This is a genomic window from Anabaena subtropica FACHB-260 (assembly GCF_014697105.1).
Taxonomy (GTDB): Bacteria; Cyanobacteriota; Cyanobacteriia; order Cyanobacteriales; family Nostocaceae; genus Trichormus; species Trichormus subtropicus.
This window is the reverse complement of record NZ_JACJRF010000011.1, coordinates 61,545-87,634: the sequence shown is the minus strand read 5'-3', so window position 1 is coordinate 87,634 and position 26,090 is coordinate 61,545. Positions and strand designations below refer to the sequence as shown.

Here is a 26,090-nt window from a genome sequence, read left to right as displayed (position 1 = left end):
AATGAGTAATCAAAATTCAAGTAAGGTAGATTATACACAATTACAGAATTTATTAGCAGAAAGTAAATGGCAACAAGCAGATGAAGAAACGATGGATCTGATGCTAGAAGTTGTTGATACAGGCGGAATTGAGAAAGATGTACTAAATAACGACGACATAAAAAACTTTCCTTGCGCTGACCTTGATATAATCGACCGACTTTGGATTAAATATAGCAATGGGCGCTTTGGTTTTAGTGTGCAAAAGCGCATTTGGGAAAGCGTCGGTGGTAATCCTAATGCTGATTATGAAACTATTTTCAGTTTCGGTGAGCATGTGGGCTGGAGATTAAAACAGAAATGGATAAGTTTTGAGGACGTAATCTTTGACATAGAAGCACCAGAGGGGCATTTTCCGTTTAGTGTAAGGCGTTTTGCGCTTGTAGTTACGCCTGCTGTTTTTGCTGTGATTTCTTGTATTACATCGGCCTTGGCAAGATGTAATATTTCAAATGAATAACTTGACTACCTGCTTGCTTTGCTCACCAAGTTTTCAAATCAGCAACCGAAAAAAATCTAAAAAACTGACGAATAACTATTGTAAGAAAGATGTAGCATTTTGAGTAAGTCGATGCTTCCAGCACAAGTTACCAAGCCTAAAAGTTTTGTCATTTGCCAGGGTTAATCAATCTCAGTTACTAACCTTGAGGGGGCTGCTGTTCGCAATAAGCAGGCATTTTATCAGCAGGGTGTAATGGCTATGATGCTTATACAGCAGCCTCTTTAACTTCTTTGTCGCCCCCTCAAATTTTTCTCCCTGGTTATAGTTTTCACTCTGGGCCTTGCTTCCTGTAGGCAAGCAGAACAACGAGATCGCACAGGTTTCGATAATGCGTGGTGACAAGATGGCGATCGCTCTCTCTGTGATGGCATTGATACTAATGGGACTTAGACCAAATCTGAACATCCTCATATACGCTTTCAGTATCATCGTAGGAGGATGCGATCGCATCTTTGTCGCACAGCAGAACTTTCTAAAATAATTCTGAACTTATAATATTACTCAAAACCCTTATCAGTAAAGGGTTTAAAGAATTATTTAACCGTTTTATTTTATCGACAACGGCAGATTAACTATTTGAACGGTAAAAATTATTTAACCGAATTATTTGTCTACAGCTCAATCGTGATTATTTAATTGTGCTGTAAAAACTCTACTCTAGGTAATAAAGGATCAGTAACAAGTGCGACACCAGTAAAACCCCAGCGTTTGAGTAAGCTTCCCAACTGTGTACCTGGAATCGATTCAACAGTAAAACGGTGTGCTACATCTGCTGCATGGGTGTTGAGATAGCTTAAAGCATCAAAGTTTTCTCGAAACAACAACAAATAACCTGATGCGTTCTCATTGGGACGAGCAGTCAGATAACGCCCGTCAGCTGTTGAACGTACTAGATAATGAATTTCAGAAAGCATGGAGTGAGGAGTAGGGGAGTAGAAGCAGGGAGCAGGGGGAGAAGAGAATTATTGACTAATGACTAATGACTAAATTATTCCAAACGGATGCGCGGGTCGGCTACTTTAAGTAATAAGTCAGCTAGTAAGTTGCCTACGTTTAGTAAAACTGCGCTCATGACTAGACTTGCCATGACTAAATACTGGTCTTGAGCGATTACAGCTTGCAAGGTTAATCTGCCTAAACCTGGCCAATTAAAGAATTGTTCGGCGATGAATGCACCACCTAATAAACCCGCTAACTCAAAACCTAACAGAGTAATCAGGGGGTTAATGGCATTGCGGAGTGCATGAACGTAAATCACTCGATTTTCTGGTAGTCCTTTGGCCCGTGCTGTTTGGATGTAATCTTGTCGCAGTACGTCTAACAATTCACCACGAGTGATGCGTTGTAAGCCAGCAAAACTGGTGATGCTCAAGGCGATGGTTGGTAAAATCATGTGCCAGCCGACATCGATAATTTTACCAAACCAAGATAAATCAGAATGATTTATGCTTGTCATTCCTCCTACTGGGAACAGAGGCGAGGTGATTTGAGCAAATACGAGTAGAACCAGCACAGTGATAAAACTGGGAAAGCCCTGCCCTGTATAGCTAATCACCTGTAAAATTCTGTCAGTGGCGCGATTTTGTTTCACAGCCGCAACGATACCTAAGGGAATAGCGATCGCCCATGTCATGATTAAAGAAGCGATCGCTAGTACCAATGTTGCTGGTATTCTTTCCCATAACAAAGATGCTACTGAGCGCTGGTAAACGAAACTCGTCCCAAAATCTCCTTTGGTAAGAATACGCCATATCCACAGCGTATATTGTTCTAACCAAGACCTATCTAAACCAAACTGTCTTCTGAGTTCCTGAATGCGTTCTGGGGAAATTTTCGGATTTTGCGTCAGTGTGGTTACATAATCCCCAGGCGCTAGTTTTATGATGAAAAACGACAACGCCGAAGCTAAAAACAATGTCAACAGCGCCTGCAATGTCCGTTTAACTACATAAACAAATGTTTCGCTCGTAACCAGCCTAATCAGCCAATCCCAACTGCTTTCCCAAGTAATTCTTGTAGATGTCATGATTGTTAGTCAATGGTCAATGGTCGATGGTCATGAGTCATTAGTCAACAGTTTTGGACTATTGATTATTGACTTTGGACTATTACCTAATACTGCACTAGGGAAATAATGGGTACATCGGGGAGATGTTTTCGCCCTTGTAAATCCCGTAGCTCGATAATAAACCCAAAACCCACTAATTCGCAGCCAATCTGCTGCACTAACTTGGCTGTAGCGCTGGCTGTGCCACCTGTAGCAATCAAATCATCTACAATTAAAACTCGACTATCTGGATGTAAAGCATCTTGATGTACTTCTAAACAGTCAGTGCCATACTCTAGTTCATATTCAATCGAGTGAACTGCTGCTGGTAATTTACCTTTTTTGCGGACAGGAATAAAACCAGCCCCTAATTTATAAGCTAGGGGAGTACCAAAAATAAACCCCCGTGACTCCATGCCAATGACGTAATCTATATTTAAATCTACTTCTAAGCATTTTTCAGCAAAAAAGTCAATAGTATATCGTAATCCTTGGCGATCGCGCAGTAGAGTAGTGATATCCCGAAATAAAATTCCGGGCTTAGGAAAATCAGGAATGTCACGAATGAGAGATTTTAAATCCATAGGTTGGGGAGTGGGGAGTGAGCGATTCTTTAATTTTGAATTTTGCGGAAAGTTACGGTGCGGTGAACTACTTGCGGTGGACGGCTTCCCCCCGTCGAAGTACACTTTCCCAGACGAATTTTGAATTGATTAGCCGCCAATTCCTTACACCTGAAAAATCGTACACTATAATGTCATACGCTTGGAATTAGCGCTACTGTCTCGTCATCCATTGACGATATAGAGAATCTACACCAAGCTAAAGATGGATTTATACACACAAACCAGGAGAATAAAATTATGCTTTGAAAGCTGAGATATACTTATAAGTTGACTTTTGAATACAACAAGTTAAGTAATGTATATATCAAAGAGCTAGGCTGATACAGCAAGTTTAATCTTGTTATTTGGCTATTTATCCTAAATTAGTTGTACTAGTTTTACCTAGTCTATTGGAAATGCACAAGGTATTTTAGAGAATGAATGCTTCTGCTAGTTTAACCCCGTTTAACAGTCCAACACCCCCATCACTGCCGATGATTTTGGACACTTTACCAGATCCGGCGATCGCTGGACAGGGATGTCCTGCTAGAACCAGGGTGCAAATTGATTTAATTTTACTGGCAATAGAAGCTTTAGAACTCGGTGGTTCTGAAGCTATCCTGACTTTTGCACAAGAATTGGAATTGAAAGGAATCGTTAAAGATAGGGTGAATTTGTGGCGAATGCGTTCTTCTAACCCGATTAGACGAGCGCATATTCGTCGCCCTCTAACTATCATGGAAGCAAAGGCTTTAGTAGTCATTGCTTGTTACATAGCGCGGCGTTTAACAGTAGTTATCCGCCAGATGCTGATGATTTGTCAACAAATGAATGACAAGCAGATTCCCCTAGAACAGAATTTACGCCTATCTAATTATCTAGAAAGATTTAGAGCGCATTTTAAGAGTAGAATGAATGCCCGCCGTTTTGGTGCATTAGCATTAAATTCTGATGAAAAATTAGACGAACTAGCGATAAATCTGTTAGGACAATTACTATTTTGTACTGGTACTGCTGGAATGCAGCGATTTTGGATCAGTCTATTTGACGGTGAAGTGGAATGAATATTCAACGGAAGTACAGTCTACCTAATTGTACATTGCTTTTAGAAGGATTAAGTGATGCTAGCAGAGGCACAAGTTTTCAGGAACTGCGCCCTGAATTGTCAATCTTGGTAAATGCAGAATGCTATTTATCTGGACACAATCAACCTTTGGTGGGAGGACGAGAATTTTTTGAAAGTCTAGTTAGAGCAGTTAGTGGTTATGCTCAAGAATTTTTGAGTAGTGTGCCAAATCCACAAGCACACAATCAAGATTCAGAAATAGTCGAAATCCAAAAAATTGACACGAACCACCACAAGTTAATAGTACATTCAGAGAATTCACCAGAGGAATTTAATACAAACACTAATTATAATAAACAACCAATTGAAATAGATTTGAATACGGTGCAGTTGTTTGATTTGGTGGAAGCTGTGGATCAGTTTTTCGCTGACACGCAAACTTTACCAGAGTTATCACTAGAATTACAACCAGTGACCAGACGTTATGGGGGTGCTAGTCAAGCTCTACTCAAACAGGCAGTACCTGCAACTATTGGTGTTTCCAGTTTAGCTGTAGCGGCGATCGCCTTTAGCTTTATTCCTGCACCAGAGGTACGTGTACCAGAGCCAAAGCCAGAGGAACAAAGTAGTTCCACTGCTCCTACTACAAGTCCTACCCCGGCATCAACAGCCGCCGCCGCGACTCCCACACCCATATTAGAACCTATTTCCAACGCCACAGCAACACCCATAGCAGAAGCCACACCCGCCGCCACAACACAACCCACAGTCAGAGATTTAGAAGCGCTTTTAAATACAGTTACAGAAATCACAGATCCTTCCCAACTACGTGCGTTGAATCGGCAAGTTTGGAACCAAATCGATCCGGCGTGGAATAGCCGTGCAGCAGTCAAGCAAAATTTGATTTTCCGTGTGGGTGTGGCTGCGGATGGCGCAATTGTTGGTTACAAAGCAGTTAACCAAGGAGCCAATGAAGGAATTGAAGGAACACCTCTACCCAACCTACTTTATAATCCTGCTAACCGTTCCCCCATCCCTAATGAACCAATCGCCCAATTTAAAGTAGTATTTACCAACAAAGGCGTATTAGAAGTCAGTCCTTGGCGTGGGTATGTGAGAACACCAGAAGTAATCGGGGCAAGAATCACCGATGCTAACAGTATCAAAGGTTTAAACCAAAAACTTTTCGATACAGTGCGTCAAAACTGGAGTGGTACTCCCACCTTTACCAAAGATTTAAAGTATCGAGTCGCCATTAATAAAGAAGGCATAATCGCTGACTACGAACCCCTAAATCAAGTAGCCTTTGACCATTTCCGCGAAACACCTTTACCCAAGATGTTCCAAGAAGTTTACGGTTCCAACGCAGCTGCTGCTAACAACAAAGAACCGCTAGCCCACTACCAAGTAGTATTTCAACCCAGTGGCAAATTAGAAGTAACTCCTTGGCAGGGATACCAGAGATAATTTGTAATTACTAATTTGTAGTTCGTAATTAAGAGGATGTTGGTAAATGTTCAGACTTTATCAACATACCCCTTGGGCGGCATCATCAGGAGGGAGAGAGGTCAAAGTGTATTGCATACAAACAAGAAGCCCTATATTACGAATTATCTTGTAATTCTCCGCATATAACTTCCCCACAACTGGGCGGCTTGAGCGCTGCTACCAGATGTAGGAGAATTGTTGTCATTTCCTAGCCAAATACCAGTGACTAAGCGACGGTTGGGGATAAAGCCAATAAACCACAAGTCAACGTTTTTATCTGTTGTACCTGTTTTCCCTGCTTCCCCTAAACCAATAGCGGCACTACGTCCCGTACCTCTTGTGACTACCTGTTGCATCAAATTAGTCATCTGATCTGCTATAGGTTGTGGTAAAACTCGCTTGTTAGCTTCACGATTGTTGTCGAAAGAATAGATAACACGGCAGGTTTTTAAATCGTTGCGATCGCTACAGTCACTACTATCTAAAATTCTATTAATCGCATGGGGAGGATTCCACACACCACGATTACCAATCGCCCCAAAAGCCCCGGTCATTTCCAACACATTAACTACACTCTGACCCAAAACTAAACCAGGTACTGCGTCAAGTTGAGACTTTACACCCAAACGCTGTGCCATTGAAACTACCTTATCTAATCCAACGTCCCTGGCAATTCGCAAAGCCACGGGATTTTCTGACAAAGCCAATCCTGTGGCGACATCCATACTCACATCAGCACCAGCACGACAAGGCCTGTAAGTAAATCCTTGCCAAGGTAAAGGAGCGCAAGAATATGTTTTCGATGTTGGGATACCCTGCAATAAAGCCTGGGCAAAAGCAAAAATTTTAAAGGTGGAACCTGGTTGTCTTTGAGCTTGCACTGCCCGATTAAATTGGCTAGTGCGATAATCAGTACCCCCTACCATTGCTAAAATGCTACCAGTTCTAGTATCCAAAGTCACCATCGCTCCTTGTCTAAAGCCCAAATTTGAACCCGCACTACTGACGTAACTCCGTAAGGCTGTTTCCGCCTGAGTTTGCATGGCTGGATCTAACTGAGTCTCAATGATGTAGTTACCTTCCCTAGCAGCCCCTTCCCCTAAAATTGTTTCCAGTTCTTGGAAAACATAGTTATAAAAATAGGGTGCAATTGTCTTTGCTTGCTGTTCACAAACTTTGGGGCTAACTTGGACAGTGGATCTTCTGGCGCGGTTCGCTTCTTCTTGCGTAACCTTACCCATCTCCAACATCCGCTTCACCACGCGATTGCGATAGTCAGCAGCTTCTAGTCTATTGGGCCCACTTCCACAAAAATCAAACGCGTTGGGCGCTGGTAAAATTCCTACTAAAGTAGCAGATTCCGCCAGAGTTAATTCTTTGGCTGACTTATCAAAATAAAACTGTGCTGCATCTTCAAAACCCGAAGTATCTGCTCCCAAAAACACCCGGTTCAAGTACATCAACAAAATTTCATCTTTGCTGTAAAAGGCTTCTAGCTTCAGAGAAACAATGGCCTCTCGTAATTTTCGCCCTAAGGAGTCTTGCCTACCTACGTAATCACGAAACAAACTACGGGCGACTTGTTGGGTAATAGTACTGGCTCCTTGTTGGACATCACCACTGCGAGTATTGATTAATACTGCTCGTAAAATCCCCAAAGGATCAACCCCAAAGTGCCAATTAAAGCGGCTATCCTCAGAAGCTACTACCGCCGCCGACAAATAGGGGCCAAAATCTGCTAAACGCTTCATATCTACGTGAGAAACAGTCCGAGGCTCACGTAATGGCGTGCTACCATCGCGGGCATAAACAACTACTGGAGCGCGAGTGGCTGTAGGCAATGGCCTAACAGAAAAATTCAGCCATTCTACACCGATAACCACTCCTAATAAGGCGCTAGCGCCTCCGACACCGTAGCCTACCCAAGTTGCCGCCTTGATATACCAAGGTGGTGGATCGACGTATTGTAGGCGCACAGAAGCTGCTAATTCTGGCGGTCCCAAGGTCAGAATATCACCGTGACGCAGTTCTAAGGTATTAACCCGCCGCTTGCCACGATAGATGCCATTGGTAGAGTTTTCGTCTTTAATGACAAAAACTGGGGTACGCTGACTAGAATCCCGCGATAATGACAAATGAATTTGGCTAACTACTGGGTTACGAATGACTATATCGCTGGATTTGGAACTGCGACCTAGAACGTAGCGATCGCCCAGTAGCGGATATACCTCTGCTTTATCCGCCCCCGCATCCTGCACCCAGAGTTCCGGTACTTTGGCATTAGGCTTGAGCGCTAGCTTGGAAAAATCAACCCTAGCTTGAATTGTATTTACTGCTTGAGTCAGTTGACCAAGTAACGTTTGTGGCTTGTGAGGGGGTTGGGGGGCATTCATCGGCTATTTACATCACAATTTATTAGCTAAGATTCGGGCAAATACCAATCTCAACATTGGTCTTTTATCATTATTTTACTCTTAAGCCAAAAATAATTTGACTGTACGGTATTCTTCATGAATTATCTTACACCAATGTTATATCTAGACCGTAATTTCACTTTGTTGACTGGATTACTGTCTATCTACAGAGACAAGATTTGACAACTCATTGGTAACGCTCATTTTATCTAATGTTTAACACTTGAACACAAGATTTAACACATTTGCTTTTGTACTTTTAAGAACCTCTCATTAATAAATTACTAATTCAAATTTTACTGCTTGAACATATCCACCTCATAGACAAGTAAGACAAACATCTTCCTAAATGAAGATTTTCTAAAATTACATTGTCTGGTTTAATGATGCGAGTGTTCCGTTTCGTGTGAGGTTAAGTTCAGAATGAAGGGAAAATCTCTGACTTTGATTGGTACAGCTTTAACTCTAGCTCTTACAGCTAATGTTGCTGTTGCTCAATCTAGTAAATCCCAAATTGCCCAATCGGGTGATTCATCCACCAGTTCACCAACGGAAATCCAGCTATCACCAGAAGGATTTGAAATTCTGTGTAAGCGTTTCCCCCTCAATTCCCGTTGTGCAGGCAATAGCTCAGTTGAACCCAGCAGTTCTAGCAATACCACTGTAGAAACTCAACCTACTGAAAGTACTACCCCATCTACAACTGGTATTCCAGAAACTACGACTCCAGCGCCAAGTAGCAGCGATCTAATTACACCCGGTAACAGCCCAGAAACCACAATCACCGTACCAGACGACAGCAATCTACCCGCACCCGGTGACAATCCACAAACCATAACTCCAGCACCAGGCGATACCACTCAACCTGGATTAGATAATCCTGGCAGCTTAACTCCAGTACCCAGTAGCAATTCTCCTAGCACCGTTCCCAATCCTGGTGTAATACAAACTCCTACTACTGGTAATTAGGGTTCAGTTTCAGGTTACTGAAAGACTTTAAATTCAAGGTCTAGAAATAACTACGATAAAAGAAAAAGGCTAGGGAAAATTAACCCTAGCCTTTTTCTCTATCTAAACCTTTGACTAGAAGTCGGTGGTTTTTGTAAAGAAGCAATCAGCAGGCAAACAATACCGATACTAATGAATGAATCTGCCATATTAAACACGGCAAAGTTAATTAAGCGAAAATCTAGAAAATCAACTACATAACCTAAAACAAAGCGATCAATCCCATTACCCATAGCGCCACCCAGGATCAAACCATAACCCAGTTGATCCCAACGATTTAAGGCTGGGCCAAACAATGCCAGTCCTATTAATAATAAACTCACTCCCAAAGACAGCCAACGTAGCCACTCTACTTTCCCACTGAATAGACTAAAGGCTGCACCAGTATTTGTCACGTATGTAAAGTGAAATATCCCCGGTAGGAGTGGTAATGTCTCTCCCAGGGCAAAGGTTTGGACTACCCAGTATTTGGTCAGTTGGTCTAGAAAAAAAGCAATAAATGCAGCTATCCAGAAAAGGCGATTTTTGAAACGCATAGTTAAGTTTAGTCAATGGTCAATAGTCCATAGTCAACAGTCAAAAGTCCATAGTCCAAAATAGTCATCATTAACTAATGACTCATGACCAATGACTCATGACTAATAAAACATCAAGTGTCGCAACACATATGCTACTACAGACACAGCACACACTACAGCTAACTGTCCTGGAATTGCCCACCAAGAATATATGAGGATAGTTTGTATTAAGGATAGACCTTCTGTGCCTTGCCAATGAAAAAAAGACCTGATCATCAGATAGGTAATTCCGCACAGGTGTACGCTTAATAAGCCACAAATACAACTAAATGTGAGAGTTTCTATTTTAGGTCTAGCTTGAAAGGCAAAAAAGCCACAAATCCAAGCACCAGGAATAAATCCGAGCAAATAACCAAACTGTGACGCTTTCACATAACCGATATTACCGCCACCATCGGAAAATACAGGGTGCAGAGTCAAACCCATAACTAGATAAGCAATTTGTGAGAGCGCACCAGCATTTTTGCCCCCTAAACAACCTACCAAAAGCACGGCACCAACTTGATAGCTGACACCTAAAGAAAAAGTTTGAATTCCTTGCTGACTCCAATTCCCAGGTAAGGTAATGCCATAGGCTTCTAAAAAAGTACCACCCATTGTTAGGAGTAAGCCAATCATAGACCAAAGTAATTGATTTGAGGCGGCGATCATTTATCAGGCACAAGGGGAAAGCAACAGCAACCAGTATAGGCATTAAATTAGATGACATATTTTTCTGACTTATTCCGGCAAGTTATAGAAAAAGTCAAATTGTGTAAATTGATAAAGATATATTGCGTCTAAGTATTAAGTATTATTTGTAATTGTATTCCCTGGATTTGGGTATAAAATTTATCTAGTAACAAAAAAATACCATAGAAGAATTTATCAAAAAAATACCTACTTTTTGATTATATTAACCTTTCGTTAACCTTTCGTTAACCTTTGACTCTATACATTAGGGGTACTTTTAGTGTAGCCCACGTGAATAAATTCACGAAGAATTGACAGCAATGCTATCACGGCTACCTAGATGTAATGAAAAAGAGTCGCCTAGCAGCTACAGAATCGGTGTTATATCTGACATCGAGCCTAGCGGCTGGTGGTGGACAGCAAACCGAGACATTTCCGACGGTACTGCTACAACTGTAGACTTTGGTGCCAGTGATATTGCCATGACCGATAAAGTAAGGTCTTTTTGATCTGAATCCGTAGTCGTTTCGCAAAGTGAATATATTTTTCATGATTCTCAATCGTAAAGTCCTGTTAGCAGTTGCCTCTCTACCCATAATGTTGGTAGCAACAGCCTGTGCGCCTAGCTCGGAGCCTACTGGCACTGGTAACGGTGGTGGACAAAATGTATCTACTACTCAAAGGGTAGCCATTAGTGGAGCTGGGGCGACCTTCCCTGCACCTATTTTTCAACGGTGGTTTGATGCCTATAATCGCCAAGTCAACCCCAATGTCCAAGTAAGCTATCAGTCTATCGGTAGTGGGGCAGGTTTGGAGCAGTACATCAATGGCACTGTAGACTTTGGAGCCAGTGAAGCACCCATTACTGATTCGGCAGATCGGCTAAAATCTTTCAAAGGAAAGTACAATTACGATCCGATCCAAATCCCCATGACTGGAGGTTTTTTATCTTTTTCCTACAACTTGCCAGGAGTTAAAGATCAAGAACTCAGACTGTCTCGCAAAACCTACTGTGGTATTGTCACAGGTAAAATTAATCGCTGGCGTGATCCAGCGATCGCAGCTGATAACCCTGGTTTAAATATTCCTGACTTACCCATTACTTTTGCCCACCGTTCTGATGGCAGTGGTACCACCTTTGTATTCACCAACCACATTCAAACTGTCTGCCCAGACTGGACTGCTGGTGCGGGAACCTCAGTCAACTGGCCTGTGGGAGTTGGTGGTCAAGGTAACGAAGGCGTAGCTGCCAGCATTCAGCAGAATCCAGGTGCCATTGGTTACTTATCCTATGCCTATGCTGCCCTCAACAAAATTGACTCAGCTTTAATTCAAAACAAAGCGGGAACCTTTATAGCCCCATCTCCGGAAGCAGCAGGCAGAGCTTTATTAGATCAGCCAGTACCCGATAACTTTGCTCTCTTAGTCCCCGACCCAGCAGGTAAGGATTCCTACCCCATCGTCGGTCTAGCATGGGTAATGATCTATCGAAATTATGAAGATGATGCCAAATGGAAAGCCATGCGTAATGTCTTTGAATGGTCTTTAGGCCCAGAAGGCAAAAAGCTGGCAGAGGAACTTCTTTATGTACCCATTCCTGAACCTCTAGTAGAACGGATTAAAAAAGAATTTGATACCGTGAACGCTGCCGCCAAGTAAGGAACCGAGATGTTTGGGAGTGTCCATTGATCATCAAACACTCCCAAAATTGATCCAGGATACCTGAGTTGGGGCATAACCATGTAACAAAAATCTCTAATGGAGCGAAAAATGTCATGACGACGGTTGATCAATCAAATCCATTCCAAGGGCCTGGACTGGAAAAGCAAAACAGTAAAGCTAGAGTTCTCGATGTCGGTTTTTGGGGACTAACTCTGCTACTAGCTATCAGTGCTGGGGCAGTTTTACTTTGGGTAATCATCCAGACAGCGCTAGAAGCTGTACCAGCCATTCAAGAATTTGGTTTTGGTTTTATACTCGGTACAACCTGGGATCCTGTCGCCAATGTCTATGGAGTACTGCCTCAGATATATGGAACTTTAGTCACTGCCTTTATTGCCCTAGTAATTTCCGTCCCCTTGGGCATCGGAGTAGCAATATTTTTAACCGAAGGATTTGCGCCTAAGTGGGTGACAACTCCGATCGCTTTTGCTATTGAGTTAATTGTCGCTATTCCCAGTGTGGTTTTAGGGATTTGGGGTATTTTCGTCCTCATTCCCTTTATTAGACCAATTTTCGGCTTTATAAATACCTATTTAGGCTGGATTCCTATTTTTAGTGGCGATGGAGCCTTAGGCAATAGCCTGCTGCTAGTTGGCTTGGTACTGTCAATTATGATTGTGCCTATTATTATCTCTATTACCCGTGGCACTTTAGAAGTTCTACCTAAAGACCTCCGGAACGGTTCCTTAGCCTTGGGAGCAACCCGTTGGGAAACAATTCTCAGAGTAATGATTCCCGCAGGCTTGTCAGGCATTGTTAGTTCCGTCATGTTGGCTATGGGTAGGGCGATGGGGGAAACAATGGTCGCTGCTATGCTAGTTGGTAACGCTAACCGCATCAACATATCATGGCTTCAGCCTGGTTCAACTATCACGGGTTTGATTGCTTCCCAGTTCGGAGAAGCTGGACGTACCCAAGTTGCTGCTTTGATGTATGCCGGTTTAGTGCTGATGATCTTGTCCCTGGTGGTGAATATTTTAGCTGAGTTGATTATTCGTCGATTCCAGAATATTGAGTGAAGTTTCAGGTTTTTTCTTCAGCTTTTAATAAGAATGGATGCAAGATTAAGTTTACAAAAGATCAATTATGAATACTCCAGGTAATCAGCCTTCCTTTGCCTATGAAGGCGATGACTTTGATATCAGTGCTAAGGCAATGGCTCCCCATCGCCGTATTCTGGAACAGGTGTTGACAGTTTTAACTATGGTCTTCGCCGCCGTAGTAATTGTCCCTCTGATATGGGTTCTGGCTAGTGTGTTTCAAAAGGGCGTTGATTCTCTAATATTTCCCGATATTTTTACGAAGCTCCCCCCACCACCTGGTTTATCTGAAGGTGGTTTTGGTCATGCCATTGTAGGGACTTTAATGACTCTGGGAGTGGGTACAATAATTTCAGTTCCTTTTGGTGTCATTGCTGCCGTTTACTTAGCTGAGTTTGGCCGGGGAACTAGGTTGGCTTACTTAGTGAAATTTTCCTGCAACGTACTTACTGGGGTACCAGCTATTCTCTGTGGTTTATTTGCCTACTCCATTGTGGTTAGGCCTACGGGAACATTTTCAGCTTTTTCCGGTGGGGTAGCTCTGGCTGTGTTAATGCTACCTATTATTATTCGGTCTACGGAAGAAGCTTTGTTGTTAGTACCTAACGATCTAAGGTTGGCATCAACGGGTATTGGTGCGACCAGATTTGAAACCGTTGTCCAAATTGTCTTACCAGCAGCTTTGACTTCAATTGTTACTGGTGTTGTTTTATCTGTTGCTCGTGCATCTGGGGAAGCGGCTCCGTTGCTGTTCACTGCCTTTAATAATAATTTCTGGGCTGGGAATGTTTGGGAACCTGTGGCAACTCTACCAGTGTTGATTTACTTTTTCTCGATTATTCCTTATAAGGCTTCCCAGTCTTTGGCTTGGGCCGCAGCTTTGGTTTTATTATCAATTGTGCTGTTGTTTAGTATTACGGCTCGGTACTTCAGTCGGCAGAGAAAGTTCTAGCATCAGGGAATTTGCCAGAATTTTTCTGCTAGAAACTCACCGAAAATCTTAGTGCAACTGTATCTCAAATACAGTTCTTGATAGCAAAAATCTACACTACACTAAATTATGGCTACTAACACTAGTACAGTGAATGACACCCAAACTGTTTTACGGACAGAAAACTTGAACGTTTACTACGGTAAGTTCTTGGCTTTGCAGAATATCTGGATGGACATACCCAAAAATAAGGTAACAGCCTTTATTGGCCCTTCTGGTTGTGGTAAAAGTACATTGCTGCGATGCTATAACCGTCTCAACGACTTAATCGAATCATTCCGGGCAGAAGGTAAAGTTTTCTTTTACGATAAGAACTTATACGCACAAGATATTGATCCGGTAGTAGTGCGCCGGAGAATTGGGATGGTGTTTCAAAGACCAAACCCATTTCCTAAGACAATTTATGACAACATTACTTTTGGTGCCAAAATCAATGGCTACAAAGGTAATTTTGATGAATTAGTCGAAAGGAGTTTGCGACAAGCTGCTTTGTGGGATGAAGTTAAAGATAAATTGCGCCAAAGCGGTACATCTTTGTCTGGTGGACAACAACAACGTTTGTGTATTGCGCGGGCGATCGCTGTTCAACCAGAGATTATACTTATGGATGAACCTTGCTCTGCGTTAGACCCTGTATCTACCCTACGTGTAGAAGAACTAATTCACGAACTCAGAGAGCAGTACACTATTGTGATCGTTACTCACAATATGCAGCAAGCTGCCCGTGTCTCTGACATGACAGCCTTTTTCAACGTCAAAACTTCAGAAGGAGGCGGTCGTACAGGCTATTTGGTAGAATACGACGCCACAGAATCAATTTTCAATAATCCCCAACAAGAAGCTACCAGAGATTACGTTAGCGGCAGATTCGGTTAAACATTTTTCATAGCTCAATTTCTAGAATTAGGAATGCAGCGCATACCTAATTTTATTTTTTTGTAGGAGACTTAGCGTTGCTAAGTCTCTACGTTGATTAACGTGAGTTCGACGGAACCTAACCCCAACCCCTTCCCTTGTAGGGAAGGGGCTAAAAATATATAACTGAGTACCAAAGATTTAGGGTTTTAAGCCTCTCCCCGCGTCGGGGAGAGGTACTCTACGAGAATGAGTGCAAAGCACACGCTACGCGAACGCTCTATGGAGAGGGGTTATTCCGAATTTATCGAACTCACGTTGATTACGGGAACACCAAAAAATCAATTATTCCAAATTGACGGTTAGTTGGGTGCGTCAGTATGAATAATTTCTTGGTACAGCTAAGTTTTCTTGCAAGTAGCGCACCCAACCTACTTGGATATTTTTTATCTGGAAGTCCCTACAAATACTTCTGTAACAATAACCCCAACTTCTCTTTTGTCAACTCTGGTGCTTTCTCTAAATTTGTCAAAATCGCATATTTCAAAGCCGAATGAGCCTCACTAGGTGGGGGATTTTTACTTAAACGCTGCACTGTTTCTTGAATCACTTTTTGAGCATTAACTGCATTGCGCTGCAAATTAGCAATTACCATTTCCACAGTTACACTATCGTGACCTGGATGCCAACAATCATAATCTGTCACCAGTGCCAAAGTTGCGTAGGCAATTTCTGCTTCTCTAGCTAACTTGGCTTCTGGTAAATTAGTCATGCCAATAATTGTGGCATCCCAACTGCGATAAAGATTTGATTCTGCTTTCGTGGAAAATGCTGGCCCTTCCATGCAAACATAAGTACCGCCTCTGTGGAGTGTAACATCTGGTAAATTTAAGGATGCGATCGCATCAGCCAATACTCCAGCTAAACTTTGACAAATTGGGTCGCCAAAGGCAATATGAGCGACAATACCTTCACCAAAAAAAGTAGAAACACGATTTTTTGTCCTGTCAATAAACTGATGCGGGACTACCATATCCAGTGGTTTAGCTTCTTCTTTCAAGGAACCTACTGCACTAGCCGAAATTAAGTATTCCACGCCCAATTGTTTCATTGCGTAAATATTGGCACGGAAGGGCAACTCTGAGGGTAACAACGTATGATTACGACCGTGGCGTGCTAAAAAAGCTACTCTTGTTCCATCTAGCGTTCCCAAAATTAACGCATCCGAAGGCGAACCAAAGGGCGTTTGAATTTCTACTTCTTCTACATCTTTAAGGGCTTCCATTTTATAGAGGCCACTGCCACCAATAATCCCAATCTGTGCATGAGCCATAAGACTTAAACTGTTGCTTACTGAACTGCCAAGTTATTTTACCGAAAAGGCCAGTATCATAGGAGGCATTAAACTCACAAGTATTAAGCATTAGTCATTCCGTATGGCTACGAATGTCAGACTTCATAGAAAATTGTTATTTTGAAAAGTATAAATTTTAAAAAAACATAAATTTTGGTGAGGAATATGCAAATTACTAGCCCCTCTACCCAAATCTCTTTAGAAACAGTTTTTGAGCGTATATTTGCTATTGGCAGAATCTCCCGCCGTGACCAGCAGTTATTAATGTCTACATTACTCTCAAAAGAGGGCTTAAACGAAGCTGAACGACAGCAAATCAGCCGAGTATTTACTGCTTTGCAAAAGGGACTACTGAAAGTGGTAGATTAGATGAGCAAGATACCCATCCCACAAGAACTATGTTTTATGTGCTATTTAAAGTTTGCTACGCCAGTAGGCTCTGTGGGGAAGTAGTCAAAGAACTTGAGTAGGATAAACATTTATCTGCTTGTATCTACTTATTTTTTGCAAGTATTAATACGGAAGTTTTAGTATAAAATTTTTGGTAAATTTTACATAGAAGCTTATAGGTGCTTTTATGTCAGGTTTGCTTTTTCAGTGTGACAATTTAAAAGAACAAGTCGAGGTCATACTAAAACTTTTACAGCAAGAATCATCTTTGCGATCGCAAGAAGTTACATCTGTACAAACTTCTCTAGCTAAAGCGATTTCTCCTAAGTTTGAAATTGTGTTTGCTGGTGCGTTTAGTGCAGGTAAATCAATGCTGATTAATGCGCTGTTAGAACGGGAATTGCTATACAGTGCAGAAGGACACGCTACAGGTACAGAGTGCAAAATTGATTATGCAGAATTAGATAAGGAACGGGTAGTTTTAACTTTTTTGAGTGAGGTAGAAATTCGAGAACAAGCAACTTCCCTGTGTCAACAGTTAGGATTTACAACAGTACTTAATATTAATGAGGCTGAAGTCGTTAGCTTATTACATCAAGGCTGTGAAGCGATTATTCAGCATGAGGGTGGTGAGAGTAAATCAGAACGTGGAAAACAAGCTAAAGCATTAATATTATTGCTGCAAGGATATGAGGCGAACCGTCAATATATTCATACGGTAAATAATGCTACATATTCGATGGAACATTTTAATTTTTCCAATCTCAAAGAAGCGGCTGGATATGCACGGCGTGGTAGTAATAGTGCAGTTTTAAAGCAGATTGAATATTATTGCAACCATCCTCTGTTGCAAGATGGGAATGTGATTATCGATACCCCTGGTATTGATGCACCAGTGGAGAAGGATGCACAACTAACCTATACAAAGATACAACATCCTGATACTTCGGCGGTGGTTTGTGTGTTAAAACCTGCTTCGGCTGGTGATATGACGAAGGAAGAAACGGAACTTTTGGAAAAGATGCGGCAAAATGGGGGAATACGCGATCGAGTGTTTTATGTCTTCAATCGCATCGATGAAACTTGGTATAATACCCAGCTAAGGCAACGATTGGATGATTTAATCAATGGGCAGTTTCGGGATACCAGCCGAGTTTACAAAACCAGTGGATTACTCGGTTTTTATGGGAGTCAAGTTAAACAGACGAGTATTCAAGATAGATTTGGTTTAGATTCTATCTTTGGAGAAAGCGCCAAAAGTTTAAATGGGAATGAAGAAACACCACAGTTTGTTTACGCATTTAATAACTATTGTGTAAGTTCCGGTAAGTTAGCCTCTAGCCATTTTCGGATTTCTCTTAATGGTTTTGAAACACCAAATCAAAATTATGTGCGGATTTTAGGTGAACAGGGAACGCCTTTAATTAATCAATTGATTCAAGATAGTGGAATTGAGGAATTTCGCGCAGCTATTACACGTTACTTAACTGAAGAAAAGCGTCCACAGCTTTTTAAAAATCTAGCTGATGACTTGGAAGATATTTGTATTAAACTGAAAAAACATTATCAGACTTTGCATCGTGACTTAGATAGTCAGCCGCGTGAAATTGAGATGATGAAGGCACAGGAATTACAACGTCTAAATCAGCAGTTACAACAAGTTGGTAAGGATTTTAATCAACATATTACAGAGGAAATTAATCTTGTAATTAATAATTCTTGTGATGAGTTTGAAGCTGATTTTCGGCAATTACAATCGCGGATGATTCGTCGGTTAGATGAGTTGTTAGATACTTTTTCTGTAGCTGATGCTTATCGCCGTGCAACTCTCAGTCATCCACGCAATGCTACAGCACCGTTATTAGCAATTTTAGTAGAAGCGTTTTATTATTTAGCGAATCAATTAGAAGATATTTTAATAGTTTCTTCTCAGGAAGTAGTTAATAATTTCTTCCAAAGATTCATGACCAAAATCCGCAAATCAGAATATTATCGTCAGTTGTATCGTTTGCTGGGTAATGATGCGGGGATTGAACAAGAGCTAAAAGCTTTAGAAAAACGTGTGACTCAATCTTTAGTAGATGCAGCTAGTGTAGAATGCGATCGCTTTGTCAGAGAAAGTCCTAAATTTTATGATGAGGACACTTTTTCTATATATCAATTTCGTCAAACTTTGCTGCAAACTTCTCAAAGTTATGATAGTGAAAGTATGGTGGAAGCAGAACCAGCAATTAGGCAATTATTAAAGTTAGATTTTGAGCCAAAGGTTTCTCATACTATCCGCAAAACTTTTCGTCAAACTATTAATCAGATACTCAAAAATCAATTGTTACCGATGGCGGAAAAACAAGGAGATGAGATTTTACAGCAATACTCACAAGCGAGGGTTTATTTAGAGGAAACTTTGCAACAAGAAGCGGAGGAGAAAATTGCTAATAATAACCGTTTGCTGGATGTGATAAAAGGAAAGATTGATGTGTATAATTCGGCGGTTGCTAATATTAATAGTTGCTTACAAGCCATGCAGTTATATGACCATTTATTACCTTTGATTAATCTTGGTGAGTTAGGTGTTGTTGATCAGATTGCGGCTACTAATGGTGTGATTATTTCTGATGGGTTGTTAGATGGGGTGGTACAGGTTTAGGATGTAGGGTTTTGTAAAGTCCGCGCGGGCGGGCTTTTTTGTGATTATAAGATACGTTTGATTACCTATGCTGTGATGGAAGAAAATTTTAATCTTAGTAATTGTAATGATAATGATGCTTTATCTGTTAAAGATAAGGTATTTAAAATTGTTCAGGTGAAGGAAGGAATTAAAAAAGCTTTTTCTGAGCAGTTAGCGCAGGAATTACATAATGCTTTAAATTCCTATGGTATATCTATAGACACTGGTGGTTATTTGGTGGGAAATAAATTTTATAGATATACTCATAAATGGTTTGATGAAGGTGTAGATTGTGAAGTATTAAAGCCTGCTTCTAAAGGTTGGCAAACAGGAAAATTAAGAATCAAAGTAACTATAGAATTTATTCCTGATGAATCTATTGTTAATGAAACTGAATCGCCGCTTGATGATTTACGTCGCATGATTAATGAATAAAATCATGAATAAAACTCCTCGGATTCGCATACCGCCAGAAGTTAGAAAATATGTATTTCAACGGGACAAATATCAATGTCAAAGTTGTGGTAAAACAGGTTTGGAAACTGACTTAAGTATTGACCATATAATCCCTCTGGCTCGTGGTGGTCAAAATGATATGAGTAATTTACATACTTTGTGTTTTACCTGCAACCAACGCAAGACTGACAAACTTGACCCACGCTTCCGGCGACATTTTGAGATTTAAGCTAACATGAAGGCTTGGATTAACTGTCAGTTTTAGACTTATGCCTCAAAACCGTAACAGCAACTCCCGTAAACCCCACAACTTTAAAACCAGAGTTTTTTATTCTTTCGCTATCATAGCTGCTTTAATAGCAGCCTTCCCTTGGCTATATGAGATTAAAACAAAAGCAGGCATAAATATATCTAAAAGTCGTCATGCTGGGACATTTTTTGAGAAAAAATCTGGTGGACTATTTAAGTGTGAGTGGCTTTATCCTTACCATTGTGAAGAACGCCCAAATATGAATTAATTCGTAATTGTAAAAAATAAACTCCCGGATTTATTGAATAAATTCGGGAGTTGGGAATTTTTGGCTTTCTTACTTTAATTGACTCAGAATTGCACTGACATCAACTGCTAATTTCTGCCCTAATTTAAGCAGTTGTAGACACTGATGTATGTCTTCTTTATTAGCTTGAGTAGTTAGACACAGAGGTACTATTTGACTTTGCAGACAACTGAAGTACAGTTCTTGAGATTGATGTAAAGAAATGCCGATATTTAATTCATAGCTAACATTAATTAGCCGTTCTAAGCATTGTATATCTGTGGCAAAACTGCCGTTGGCATCGTGTAGTAATTTCCAGAGTAGGCGCAGAATTAGCTGCTCTAGCATCTGCTTACCTTCAGGAATATTTAAGCGACAACGCAGATGTTTAGCTTCAGTAGCGATCGCTTCTAATTCTACTACGTGATTCCAACTCAGTTGCGGTTCGGTGATGTCTTGCTCTAGCGATCGCAATGTTGTCATACAGCGATATCCTAAAGCAATCTCCGCCGCCACTTGCAGTTCTTGCGGTACGGCGAGTTCATCCCGGTGAAACGCCATCAACACACCATAATTATCACGGTATGCCTGAGTATATAGCTGGTCTAGCCGTGTCAGGGTTTCTTGACTTAGTAACCGCATGATTCGATGACGTTCTTCAGCAAATAGATTTTGCAAGCTTAAAGTTTCGTTACCAAATATCTGTGTCATCGCCAAGATAGTTTGGGCGGCGCTAGCTTGTTGTAGTGATGCAAACAGCTTTTCTTTCAATTGGCTGTAGTCACGTCGTCCGGTAAATAATTGAATGCAGCAGTGGAAATCCCAACCGCCTAAATGCAGCACGGCAAATACTAAGTTTTCGCTTTCCCAGGTAATTTCCGACACGAGTTTTAAATTACCAACTGCTAGAGTTAATGATCCCATCCGTTGCAGTTGGTAATCTATCTCATTGACGGTGTAGCAATAAACCCGCTTTTGGTGAGTGTTGAGTTTTGGTTGTTGTGAAGCCGCGTTTAAACGTGTCGGGACAACAGGGTTAGGTTGGGAGTTTTGATTGTTGAATAGGGAAGAAATGGCGTAATGGGCGGCTACTTGTTTAAAACTGATTTGGGCAGTTTGTACAAGTTGACGATAAACTTCTCCACCGTGTTTGAACGAGTCTACATTACTAGGGGCTAAACCCAGACGTTTGAGGAAGCCTTTTTCTAGCTGCACACCGGCGACATCTCCAGCCAGTTCCAAGGCGCGGGCGGCGTAGCGGAGAATCTGGGTTCCTTCGGGGCGTGATAGTTCTTCAAAAAACCAACCGCAACTGGTGAACATAAATAAGGCGTGACGCTGCATTTCTAACAAGCGCAAAGCGTCTACTTGTTCGGCGGCGGTGAGTTTATGGGTTTGATGACGGGAGAGAAAACGGCTAATATTGGCAGGAGAGCGATCACGGATTACTTGAATATACTCGTCTCTTGCTTGCCAGGGATCGCGGAATAATTGATTACCATATTCCTCAAATACCTCTACTAACTGATCCCGCAGCCAATTTAAGGCATTCCGCAACGGCCGCCGCCATTTTTGATGCCAAATACCACCTTCGCCACCGCAACCACAGTCTTCTTGCCATCTATCCACACCGTGGGCGCAGCTCCAAGCTGTTACAGGCTTGATTTCTACCTCCCAAGTAGGAGAACTTAGGCTGAGGTAGTGAGCAAAGTTTGTGACTGTCCAACCTTGGCTGGGAAACTCTTTGATAAAGGCATAGGCGATAGTTTTTTCTGTGCCTTTTTTGTGATGTCCGAAGGTTTCTCCATCTGTACCTACAGATATCAATTGTGATTGACGATGATCCCCACGCACTGCTGAACCAATCCGTCCGGCAAAGTGGTGAGAGTTATAGACAACATCACTAAAGCCCATGTCTCGTGAGATGGGGCCATCATAGAAAAATATGTCTATATAAGGTAATTCTTGCAGAGATTGGGGATTGGTCTCTGCAATCGATTTGTCTTTTATTGAACTAAGAAGTGAAGATTTAGCGCTCAGTCTAGACTTCAAATAGCAACGATAAGGACGGGTGGGATCAATCTGACTACCACCAACTTCGTACCATTCTGGCTGGGGATCATTTTCTGAAGGGAAAGGACGACATCTTTGCGCTTGTGATGGTGCCAAGACAATAAAGCGAATACCTTCGGCAACTAAAGCTTCTAAGGTTGCATAATCTACGGCTGTTTCTGCTAACCACATTCCTTCGGGATCACGTCCAAAGCGGCTGCGGAAGTCTTCTTTACCCCAGCGAATTTGGGTACGTTTGTCCCGTTCGTTCGCCAAGGGCATGATGATGTGATTATAGACTTGCGCGATCGCATTCCCATGACCTTGCAGACGTTGACAGCTTTTCGCGTCCGCCTCCAAAATCCGTTGATAAACCTCCAGATCATACCGTTCGAGCCAAGACATCAGCGTTGGGCCGATGTTAAAGCTCATATATTCGTAATTATTGACGATCCCCGTCACTTCGCCTTGGTCATTCAAGATCCTGGCAAAAGCGTTGGGACGGTAACATTCCCAGTGGATGCGCTCATTCCAATCATGGAAGGGCGCAGCGCTGGGTTGGCGTTCAATTGAGTCTAGATAAGGGTTTTCTCTTGGTGGCTGGTAAAAGTGACCATGCACCGTCACATACACACCTGTAGCTAGATTTCGGGGATCGCTTTGGTGAGTATCTTTGGCTGTTATCTGGGCTGTTGATATTGCGCCAGGGGTAACTGGCATTTCAGCAGATGTCATGTATATTTATTCCAACTCAAAAAACTTATACGTATGCCGGAGATACTTGAGTCAAATCTTTCTACAACGATTTGAATACAAAATCCGGTATAGAGAAAAACTAATGGATACAGGATACAGCTGAATTCTGAAAAAAACTGTCTCACTATGGTAATAAATCTGCGTTATTTTCAAGCTGTATTTTCAAGGTAACAAAATTGTCAGCCATTGAACAACGCCTCGTACTATTTTAGATTGTGGATTTTGGATATGGTAATTAATTCCTATAGCTGGGTTGTGCGAATCAAACTGTCGCATTTTTGTTTCAATTTGGTATTCAGTTAAGGGTTTTGTCTTTGGGAATGCCAATGAAAAACTTAATTGTCTTTTAATATTTAAACCTATTTTCGGGTGTAAAATTACGCTGCCATTTAATAGTTTTGCAACAAAAGATTGCGGAATATTGATAAATTGCAATCTTAGTTTACAAATGTCGAACCAAAGCACGAACGGTATAATTCCTGAGCAAGTTTACACACACTTGAGAGTATCCTAGAGTCTGATTGTCAACTCTTTGTATATTTTGATTTATCACAGAACAATGTGAGCGATCGCTCAACTAAAAGTAACAAATGTCAGGCAAAAACCTTTTTTTTCTCGTCCTATTGCTATTTATCCCCGTTTCTCTAGCAGCACACTATTTAGAGTGGGGAGACTTGATTGTTTTCATCACCGCAGGCTTAGCAATTCTGCCCTTAGCGGCCTGGATGGGTGCAGCGACCGAAGAAATCGCTGTAGTTGTCGGGCCGACGCTAGGGGGATTGTTAAATGCCACCTTTGGTAACGCAACGGAATTAATTATTGCTTTAGTAGCCTTAAACGCCGGGCTAGTGAATGTCGTTAAAGCCAGCATCACTGGTTCCATTATTAGTAACTTGCTGCTGGTCATGGGTCTTTCCATGTTGTTAGGTGGACTGCGCTACAAAGAACAAACTTTTCAGCCAATTGTGGCTAGGGTAAATGCTTCAGCCATGAATTTAGCAGTCATTGCCATGTTGCTACCCACGGCAATGAACTACACAGCCAAGGGAATAGGGGAAGAAACCCTACAATATTTATCTGTAGCTGTTGCTGTAGTATTAATTTTGGTTTATGCCCTAACGCTGTTATTTTCCATGAAAACCCACGCCTATCTATATGATGTGGGTATCGCGGAAATAGAAACAGAGGAAAATCCTCACCCCAAACCCAATATGTTTTTGTGGTCTGGTGTGCTGTTAGTTTGTACTCTGCTTGTAGCTGTGGAGTCAGAATTATTAGTCGATGCGCTAGAAGTCGCTACATCCCAGTTAGGTTTAACAGCACTATTTACTGGGGTGATACTAGTTCCCATCGTCGGTAACGCCGCCGAACACGCCACAGCCGTTACCGTCGCCATGAAAGATAAAATGGATCTCTCCGTTTCCGTGGCGGTGGGTTCAAGTATGCAGATTGCCTTATTTGTCGCCCCAGTATTAGTTATTGCTGGGTGGATACTTGGTCAGCCAATGGATTTAGATTTTCAACCCTTTGAGTTAGTGGCTGTAGTCGTATCGGTGCTAATTGCCAACAGCATCAGTTCTGATGGTAAATCCAACTGGTTGGAAGGCACATTACTTTTAGCTGCTTATGCAGTACTAGGGTTCGCTTTTTACTTTCACCCGGCTATCAGTGGAATTGGGTAGCATCTAGCCAAAATTAAGCTTACCAGCGATCGCTATGATCTTTTACTTGATGGATAGCGATCGCTTTTTATTTCTATCTTCCTCTTTATCTGGCAAAAAGTAGAATAAAGTACTAAATTTGACATTATTTTTATGACTAAAAGTACTTATTAATACCTTGATTGCAATATAAGTAATTTGTACATCTCCAATTGCCAAATTCCCTCTGGATATATACCGCTTAGGGTGGAATAAATTTCTTTGTATCTAGAGTTTATTGTTCTTGAACATCTAGATAAATGTCCTTTTCTTTTTTTAAACCCTATGAAGTAGCAAAACAAGACTTAAAACAGATTAAAACCTGGTTCATTAACCAGAGTAATGACTCAGAAGACAGAAGGGATAATATATTCAGAATTTAGCTATAAAATTCTGAATTATTTGCTATGGCTCCAAATTTAACTCATGACATTTAAGTACGTCTTATTCCGGAATAATTATTTTTTTCCGTGAAAGGAATTATGGGTGATAGTCACATCAATTACCATGAATGAAATTGTCTTGCTGATGACGGGCGTATTAGCAACAAAACAAGCTTCTACGTCTATTGTACTGAAACAGCCTGCAATTCAGCTCGACAATGGCGTGAAAAACTCAACACAGGGTGAATCGTATCAGTTAATATCAAATGCAAAAATCACGCCACCTGAATTCACGCAGCTTAATGAAAGTTACTCAACTATTAAAGCGAATTACAAACCGGAAAATTACAAATTTCTCATAAAAAAAACACAAAAGGTTCTAGCAAAAGACTTATATAGCGTGGATGAGTTCAAAAATTTTCAAGCCGTCAAGGTCAAATTTCCCCGTGAACCAGGTCTTATAGCCCAGCAGTTTCGTAACGATATTGTGATTGCTAGAAGGTCTACTATCCGCCGAAATTTACCAACATTACGTTTTGGTAATTCTGGTGTTGCTGTGCGGGCTTTACAACGGTTATTAGTAGCTAAGGGTTACGCTATTAGAGTAGATGGAAATTTTGGTGCGCTGACAGAAACTGCTGTCAAAGCTTTTCAAGTTCAGCGCAATCTCGCAGTAGATGGGGTAGTAGGCTTCAATACTTGGAACTCTTTGACAAGATAGGTAAAAGTCCATAGTCAATAGTCAAAAGCAAAAAATAATGACTAATG

General features: G+C 41.4%; 25 protein-coding genes. 17 read left to right on the top strand and 8 right to left on the bottom strand.

Features of this window, described 5'->3' with window-relative positions:
- The first annotated feature begins 1 nt into the window (after position 1).
- A complete protein-coding gene (locus H6G18_RS09005) occupies positions 2-499 on the top strand; it encodes a GUN4 domain-containing protein (protein WP_190406757.1) in 498 nt (165 codons plus the stop codon).
- 370 nt (positions 500-869) lie between these two features.
- On the top strand, positions 870-1,022 hold the full coding sequence (locus H6G18_RS09000) for a hypothetical protein (RefSeq protein ID WP_190406756.1): 153 nt from the start codon (positions 870-872) through the stop codon (positions 1,020-1,022).
- Positions 1,023-1,173: 151 nt separating this feature from the next.
- On the opposite strand, the gene H6G18_RS08995 is transcribed toward H6G18_RS09000, so the two are convergent.
- The 3 genes from H6G18_RS08995 to H6G18_RS08985 form a co-directional block, all read right to left on the bottom strand.
- Complete coding sequence (locus H6G18_RS08995; protein ID WP_190406755.1) at positions 1,174-1,455, bottom strand: hypothetical protein; 282 nt, start codon at positions 1,453-1,455, stop codon at positions 1,174-1,176.
- 74 nt (positions 1,456-1,529) lie between these two features.
- Positions 1,530-2,567 (bottom strand): ABC transporter permease, encoded by a 1,038-nt coding sequence (locus H6G18_RS08990; RefSeq protein ID WP_190406754.1) that lies wholly within the window; start codon positions 2,565-2,567, stop codon positions 1,530-1,532.
- Positions 2,568-2,653: 86 nt separating this feature from the next.
- Positions 2,654-3,172, bottom strand: coding sequence for an adenine phosphoribosyltransferase (locus H6G18_RS08985; protein WP_190406753.1), 519 nt, complete (start codon positions 3,170-3,172; stop codon positions 2,654-2,656).
- 458 nt (positions 3,173-3,630) lie between these two features.
- Here H6G18_RS08985 and H6G18_RS08980 point away from each other — a divergent pair, with 458 nt between their 5' ends.
- Both H6G18_RS08980 and H6G18_RS08975 read left to right on the top strand, forming a co-directional pair.
- Positions 3,631-4,257: a DUF3038 domain-containing protein gene (locus H6G18_RS08980; RefSeq protein WP_190406752.1), complete on the top strand. Its 627-nt coding sequence runs from the start codon at positions 3,631-3,633 to the stop codon at positions 4,255-4,257.
- The gene (locus tag H6G18_RS08975; RefSeq protein WP_190406751.1) at positions 4,254-5,726 is read left to right on the top strand and encodes a DUF4335 domain-containing protein; all 1,473 of its coding nucleotides are present in this window, start codon (positions 4,254-4,256) and stop codon (positions 5,724-5,726) included. The genes H6G18_RS08980 and H6G18_RS08975 overlap by 4 nt, the downstream gene beginning before the upstream one ends.
- Positions 5,727-5,869: 143 nt before the next feature.
- On the opposite strand, the gene H6G18_RS08970 is transcribed toward H6G18_RS08975, so the two are convergent.
- The gene (locus H6G18_RS08970; protein WP_190406750.1) at positions 5,870-8,140 is read right to left on the bottom strand and encodes a transglycosylase domain-containing protein; all 2,271 of its coding nucleotides are present in this window, start codon (positions 8,138-8,140) and stop codon (positions 5,870-5,872) included.
- A gap of 444 nt (positions 8,141-8,584) precedes the next feature.
- Between H6G18_RS08970 and H6G18_RS08965 the strand changes: the two genes are divergently transcribed.
- Positions 8,585-9,130, top strand: coding sequence for a hypothetical protein (locus H6G18_RS08965; protein WP_190406749.1), 546 nt, complete (start codon positions 8,585-8,587; stop codon positions 9,128-9,130).
- A 98-nt stretch (positions 9,131-9,228) separates the two neighbouring features.
- Here the strand turns inward: H6G18_RS08965 and lspA are convergent, their stop codons facing one another.
- The gene (gene lspA, locus H6G18_RS08960) at positions 9,229-9,705 is read right to left on the bottom strand and encodes a signal peptidase II (protein ID WP_190406748.1); all 477 of its coding nucleotides are present in this window, start codon (positions 9,703-9,705) and stop codon (positions 9,229-9,231) included.
- Positions 9,706-9,807: 102 nt separating this feature from the next.
- Positions 9,808-10,398 carry a biotin transporter BioY gene (locus tag H6G18_RS08955; RefSeq protein ID WP_190406747.1) on the bottom strand — a complete coding sequence of 197 codons (591 nt, stop codon included), beginning with the start codon at positions 10,396-10,398 and terminating at the stop codon, positions 9,808-9,810.
- Between the two features lie 341 nt (positions 10,399-10,739).
- Between H6G18_RS08955 and H6G18_RS08950 the strand changes: the two genes are divergently transcribed.
- The 5 genes from H6G18_RS08950 (at position 10,740) to pstB (ending at position 15,048) form a co-directional block, all read left to right on the top strand.
- Positions 10,740-10,928: a hypothetical protein gene (locus tag H6G18_RS08950; protein WP_190406746.1), complete on the top strand. Its 189-nt coding sequence runs from the start codon at positions 10,740-10,742 to the stop codon at positions 10,926-10,928.
- A gap of 40 nt (positions 10,929-10,968) precedes the next feature.
- Complete coding sequence (gene pstS / locus H6G18_RS08945) at positions 10,969-12,078, top strand: phosphate ABC transporter substrate-binding protein PstS (protein WP_190406745.1); 1,110 nt, start codon at positions 10,969-10,971, stop codon at positions 12,076-12,078.
- Between the two features lie 116 nt (positions 12,079-12,194).
- Positions 12,195-13,160 carry a phosphate ABC transporter permease subunit PstC gene (pstC, locus tag H6G18_RS08940; protein WP_190406744.1) on the top strand — a complete coding sequence of 322 codons (966 nt, stop codon included), beginning with the start codon at positions 12,195-12,197 and terminating at the stop codon, positions 13,158-13,160.
- Positions 13,161-13,227: 67 nt separating this feature from the next.
- Positions 13,228-14,133, top strand: coding sequence for a phosphate ABC transporter permease PstA (gene pstA, locus H6G18_RS08935; RefSeq protein ID WP_190406743.1), 906 nt, complete (start codon positions 13,228-13,230; stop codon positions 14,131-14,133).
- Between the two features lie 108 nt (positions 14,134-14,241).
- Complete coding sequence (gene pstB / locus H6G18_RS08930; RefSeq protein WP_190406742.1) at positions 14,242-15,048, top strand: phosphate ABC transporter ATP-binding protein PstB; 807 nt, start codon at positions 14,242-14,244, stop codon at positions 15,046-15,048.
- Between the two features lie 439 nt (positions 15,049-15,487).
- Here pstB and H6G18_RS08925 read toward each other — a convergent pair whose 3' ends face one another.
- On the bottom strand, positions 15,488-16,360 hold the full coding sequence (locus tag H6G18_RS08925) for an S-methyl-5'-thioadenosine phosphorylase (RefSeq protein ID WP_190406741.1): 873 nt from the start codon (positions 16,358-16,360) through the stop codon (positions 15,488-15,490).
- A gap of 186 nt (positions 16,361-16,546) precedes the next feature.
- Between H6G18_RS08925 and H6G18_RS08920 the strand changes: the two genes are divergently transcribed.
- The 5 genes from H6G18_RS08920 (at position 16,547) to H6G18_RS08900 (ending at position 20,413) form a co-directional block, all read left to right on the top strand.
- Entirely contained in the window at positions 16,547-16,750 is a 204-nt protein-coding gene (locus H6G18_RS08920) for a hypothetical protein (protein WP_190406740.1), read from the top strand.
- A 208-nt stretch (positions 16,751-16,958) separates the two neighbouring features.
- Positions 16,959-19,418 (top strand): dynamin-like GTPase family protein, encoded by a 2,460-nt coding sequence (locus tag H6G18_RS08915; protein WP_190406739.1) that lies wholly within the window; start codon positions 16,959-16,961, stop codon positions 19,416-19,418.
- 75 nt (positions 19,419-19,493) lie between these two features.
- Complete coding sequence (locus H6G18_RS08910; RefSeq protein WP_190406790.1) at positions 19,494-19,874, top strand: KGK domain-containing protein; 381 nt, start codon at positions 19,494-19,496, stop codon at positions 19,872-19,874.
- Positions 19,875-19,878: 4 nt separating this feature from the next.
- Positions 19,879-20,124: an HNH endonuclease gene (locus H6G18_RS08905; protein ID WP_190406738.1), complete on the top strand. Its 246-nt coding sequence runs from the start codon at positions 19,879-19,881 to the stop codon at positions 20,122-20,124.
- A gap of 40 nt (positions 20,125-20,164) precedes the next feature.
- Positions 20,165-20,413 (top strand): hypothetical protein, encoded by a 249-nt coding sequence (locus H6G18_RS08900; RefSeq protein ID WP_190406737.1) that lies wholly within the window; start codon positions 20,165-20,167, stop codon positions 20,411-20,413.
- A gap of 69 nt (positions 20,414-20,482) precedes the next feature.
- Here the strand turns inward: H6G18_RS08900 and H6G18_RS08895 are convergent, their stop codons facing one another.
- Complete coding sequence (locus H6G18_RS08895) at positions 20,483-23,218, bottom strand: DUF3536 domain-containing protein (protein WP_190406736.1); 2,736 nt, start codon at positions 23,216-23,218, stop codon at positions 20,483-20,485.
- A 611-nt stretch (positions 23,219-23,829) separates the two neighbouring features.
- Here H6G18_RS08895 and cax point away from each other — a divergent pair.
- Positions 23,830-24,921 carry a calcium/proton exchanger gene (cax, locus tag H6G18_RS08890; protein ID WP_190406735.1) on the top strand — a complete coding sequence of 364 codons (1,092 nt, stop codon included), beginning with the start codon at positions 23,830-23,832 and terminating at the stop codon, positions 24,919-24,921.
- A gap of 801 nt (positions 24,922-25,722) precedes the next feature.
- Complete coding sequence (locus tag H6G18_RS25190) at positions 25,723-26,043, top strand: peptidoglycan-binding domain-containing protein (RefSeq protein WP_313954426.1); 321 nt, start codon at positions 25,723-25,725, stop codon at positions 26,041-26,043.
- Positions 26,044-26,090 lie beyond the last annotated feature (47 nt).

Excerpts from the sequence above, each read along its gene's own strand:
- H6G18_RS08995 (WP_190406755.1), bottom strand. The coding sequence starts at position 1,455 with ATGCTTTCTGAAATTCATTATCTAGTACGTTCAACAGCTGACGGGCGT.
- H6G18_RS08980 (WP_190406752.1), top strand. The coding sequence starts at position 3,631 with ATGAATGCTTCTGCTAGTTTAACCCCGTTTAACAGTCCAACACCCCCA.
- H6G18_RS09000 (WP_190406756.1), top strand. The coding sequence starts at position 870 with ATGCGTGGTGACAAGATGGCGATCGCTCTCTCTGTGATGGCATTGATA.
- H6G18_RS08895 (WP_190406736.1), bottom strand. The coding sequence starts at position 23,218 with ATGACATCTGCTGAAATGCCAGTTACCCCTGGCGCAATATCAACAGCC.
- H6G18_RS08975 (WP_190406751.1), top strand. The coding sequence starts at position 4,254 with ATGAATATTCAACGGAAGTACAGTCTACCTAATTGTACATTGCTTTTA.
- pstC (WP_190406744.1), top strand. The coding sequence starts at position 12,195 with ATGACGACGGTTGATCAATCAAATCCATTCCAAGGGCCTGGACTGGAA.
- H6G18_RS08965 (WP_190406749.1), top strand. The coding sequence starts at position 8,585 with ATGAAGGGAAAATCTCTGACTTTGATTGGTACAGCTTTAACTCTAGCT.
- H6G18_RS08950 (WP_190406746.1), top strand. The coding sequence starts at position 10,740 with ATGCTATCACGGCTACCTAGATGTAATGAAAAAGAGTCGCCTAGCAGC.
- H6G18_RS08925 (WP_190406741.1), bottom strand. The coding sequence starts at position 16,360 with ATGGCTCATGCACAGATTGGGATTATTGGTGGCAGTGGCCTCTATAAA.
- H6G18_RS09005 (WP_190406757.1), top strand. The coding sequence starts at position 2 with ATGAGTAATCAAAATTCAAGTAAGGTAGATTATACACAATTACAGAAT.
- H6G18_RS08990 (WP_190406754.1), bottom strand. The coding sequence starts at position 2,567 with ATGACATCTACAAGAATTACTTGGGAAAGCAGTTGGGATTGGCTGATT.
- pstB (WP_190406742.1), top strand. The coding sequence starts at position 14,242 with ATGGCTACTAACACTAGTACAGTGAATGACACCCAAACTGTTTTACGG.
- H6G18_RS08905 (WP_190406738.1), top strand. The coding sequence starts at position 19,879 with ATGAATAAAACTCCTCGGATTCGCATACCGCCAGAAGTTAGAAAATAT.
- H6G18_RS08985 (WP_190406753.1), bottom strand. The coding sequence starts at position 3,172 with ATGGATTTAAAATCTCTCATTCGTGACATTCCTGATTTTCCTAAGCCC.
- H6G18_RS08920 (WP_190406740.1), top strand. The coding sequence starts at position 16,547 with ATGCAAATTACTAGCCCCTCTACCCAAATCTCTTTAGAAACAGTTTTT.
- H6G18_RS08900 (WP_190406737.1), top strand. The coding sequence starts at position 20,165 with ATGCCTCAAAACCGTAACAGCAACTCCCGTAAACCCCACAACTTTAAA.
- H6G18_RS08955 (WP_190406747.1), bottom strand. The coding sequence starts at position 10,398 with ATGATCGCCGCCTCAAATCAATTACTTTGGTCTATGATTGGCTTACTC.
- H6G18_RS08970 (WP_190406750.1), bottom strand. The coding sequence starts at position 8,140 with ATGAATGCCCCCCAACCCCCTCACAAGCCACAAACGTTACTTGGTCAA.
- cax (WP_190406735.1), top strand. The coding sequence starts at position 23,830 with ATGTCAGGCAAAAACCTTTTTTTTCTCGTCCTATTGCTATTTATCCCC.
- lspA (WP_190406748.1), bottom strand. The coding sequence starts at position 9,705 with ATGCGTTTCAAAAATCGCCTTTTCTGGATAGCTGCATTTATTGCTTTT.
- pstS (WP_190406745.1), top strand. The coding sequence starts at position 10,969 with ATGATTCTCAATCGTAAAGTCCTGTTAGCAGTTGCCTCTCTACCCATA.
- H6G18_RS08910 (WP_190406790.1), top strand. The coding sequence starts at position 19,494 with ATGGAAGAAAATTTTAATCTTAGTAATTGTAATGATAATGATGCTTTA.
- H6G18_RS08915 (WP_190406739.1), top strand. The coding sequence starts at position 16,959 with ATGTCAGGTTTGCTTTTTCAGTGTGACAATTTAAAAGAACAAGTCGAG.
- pstA (WP_190406743.1), top strand. The coding sequence starts at position 13,228 with ATGAATACTCCAGGTAATCAGCCTTCCTTTGCCTATGAAGGCGATGAC.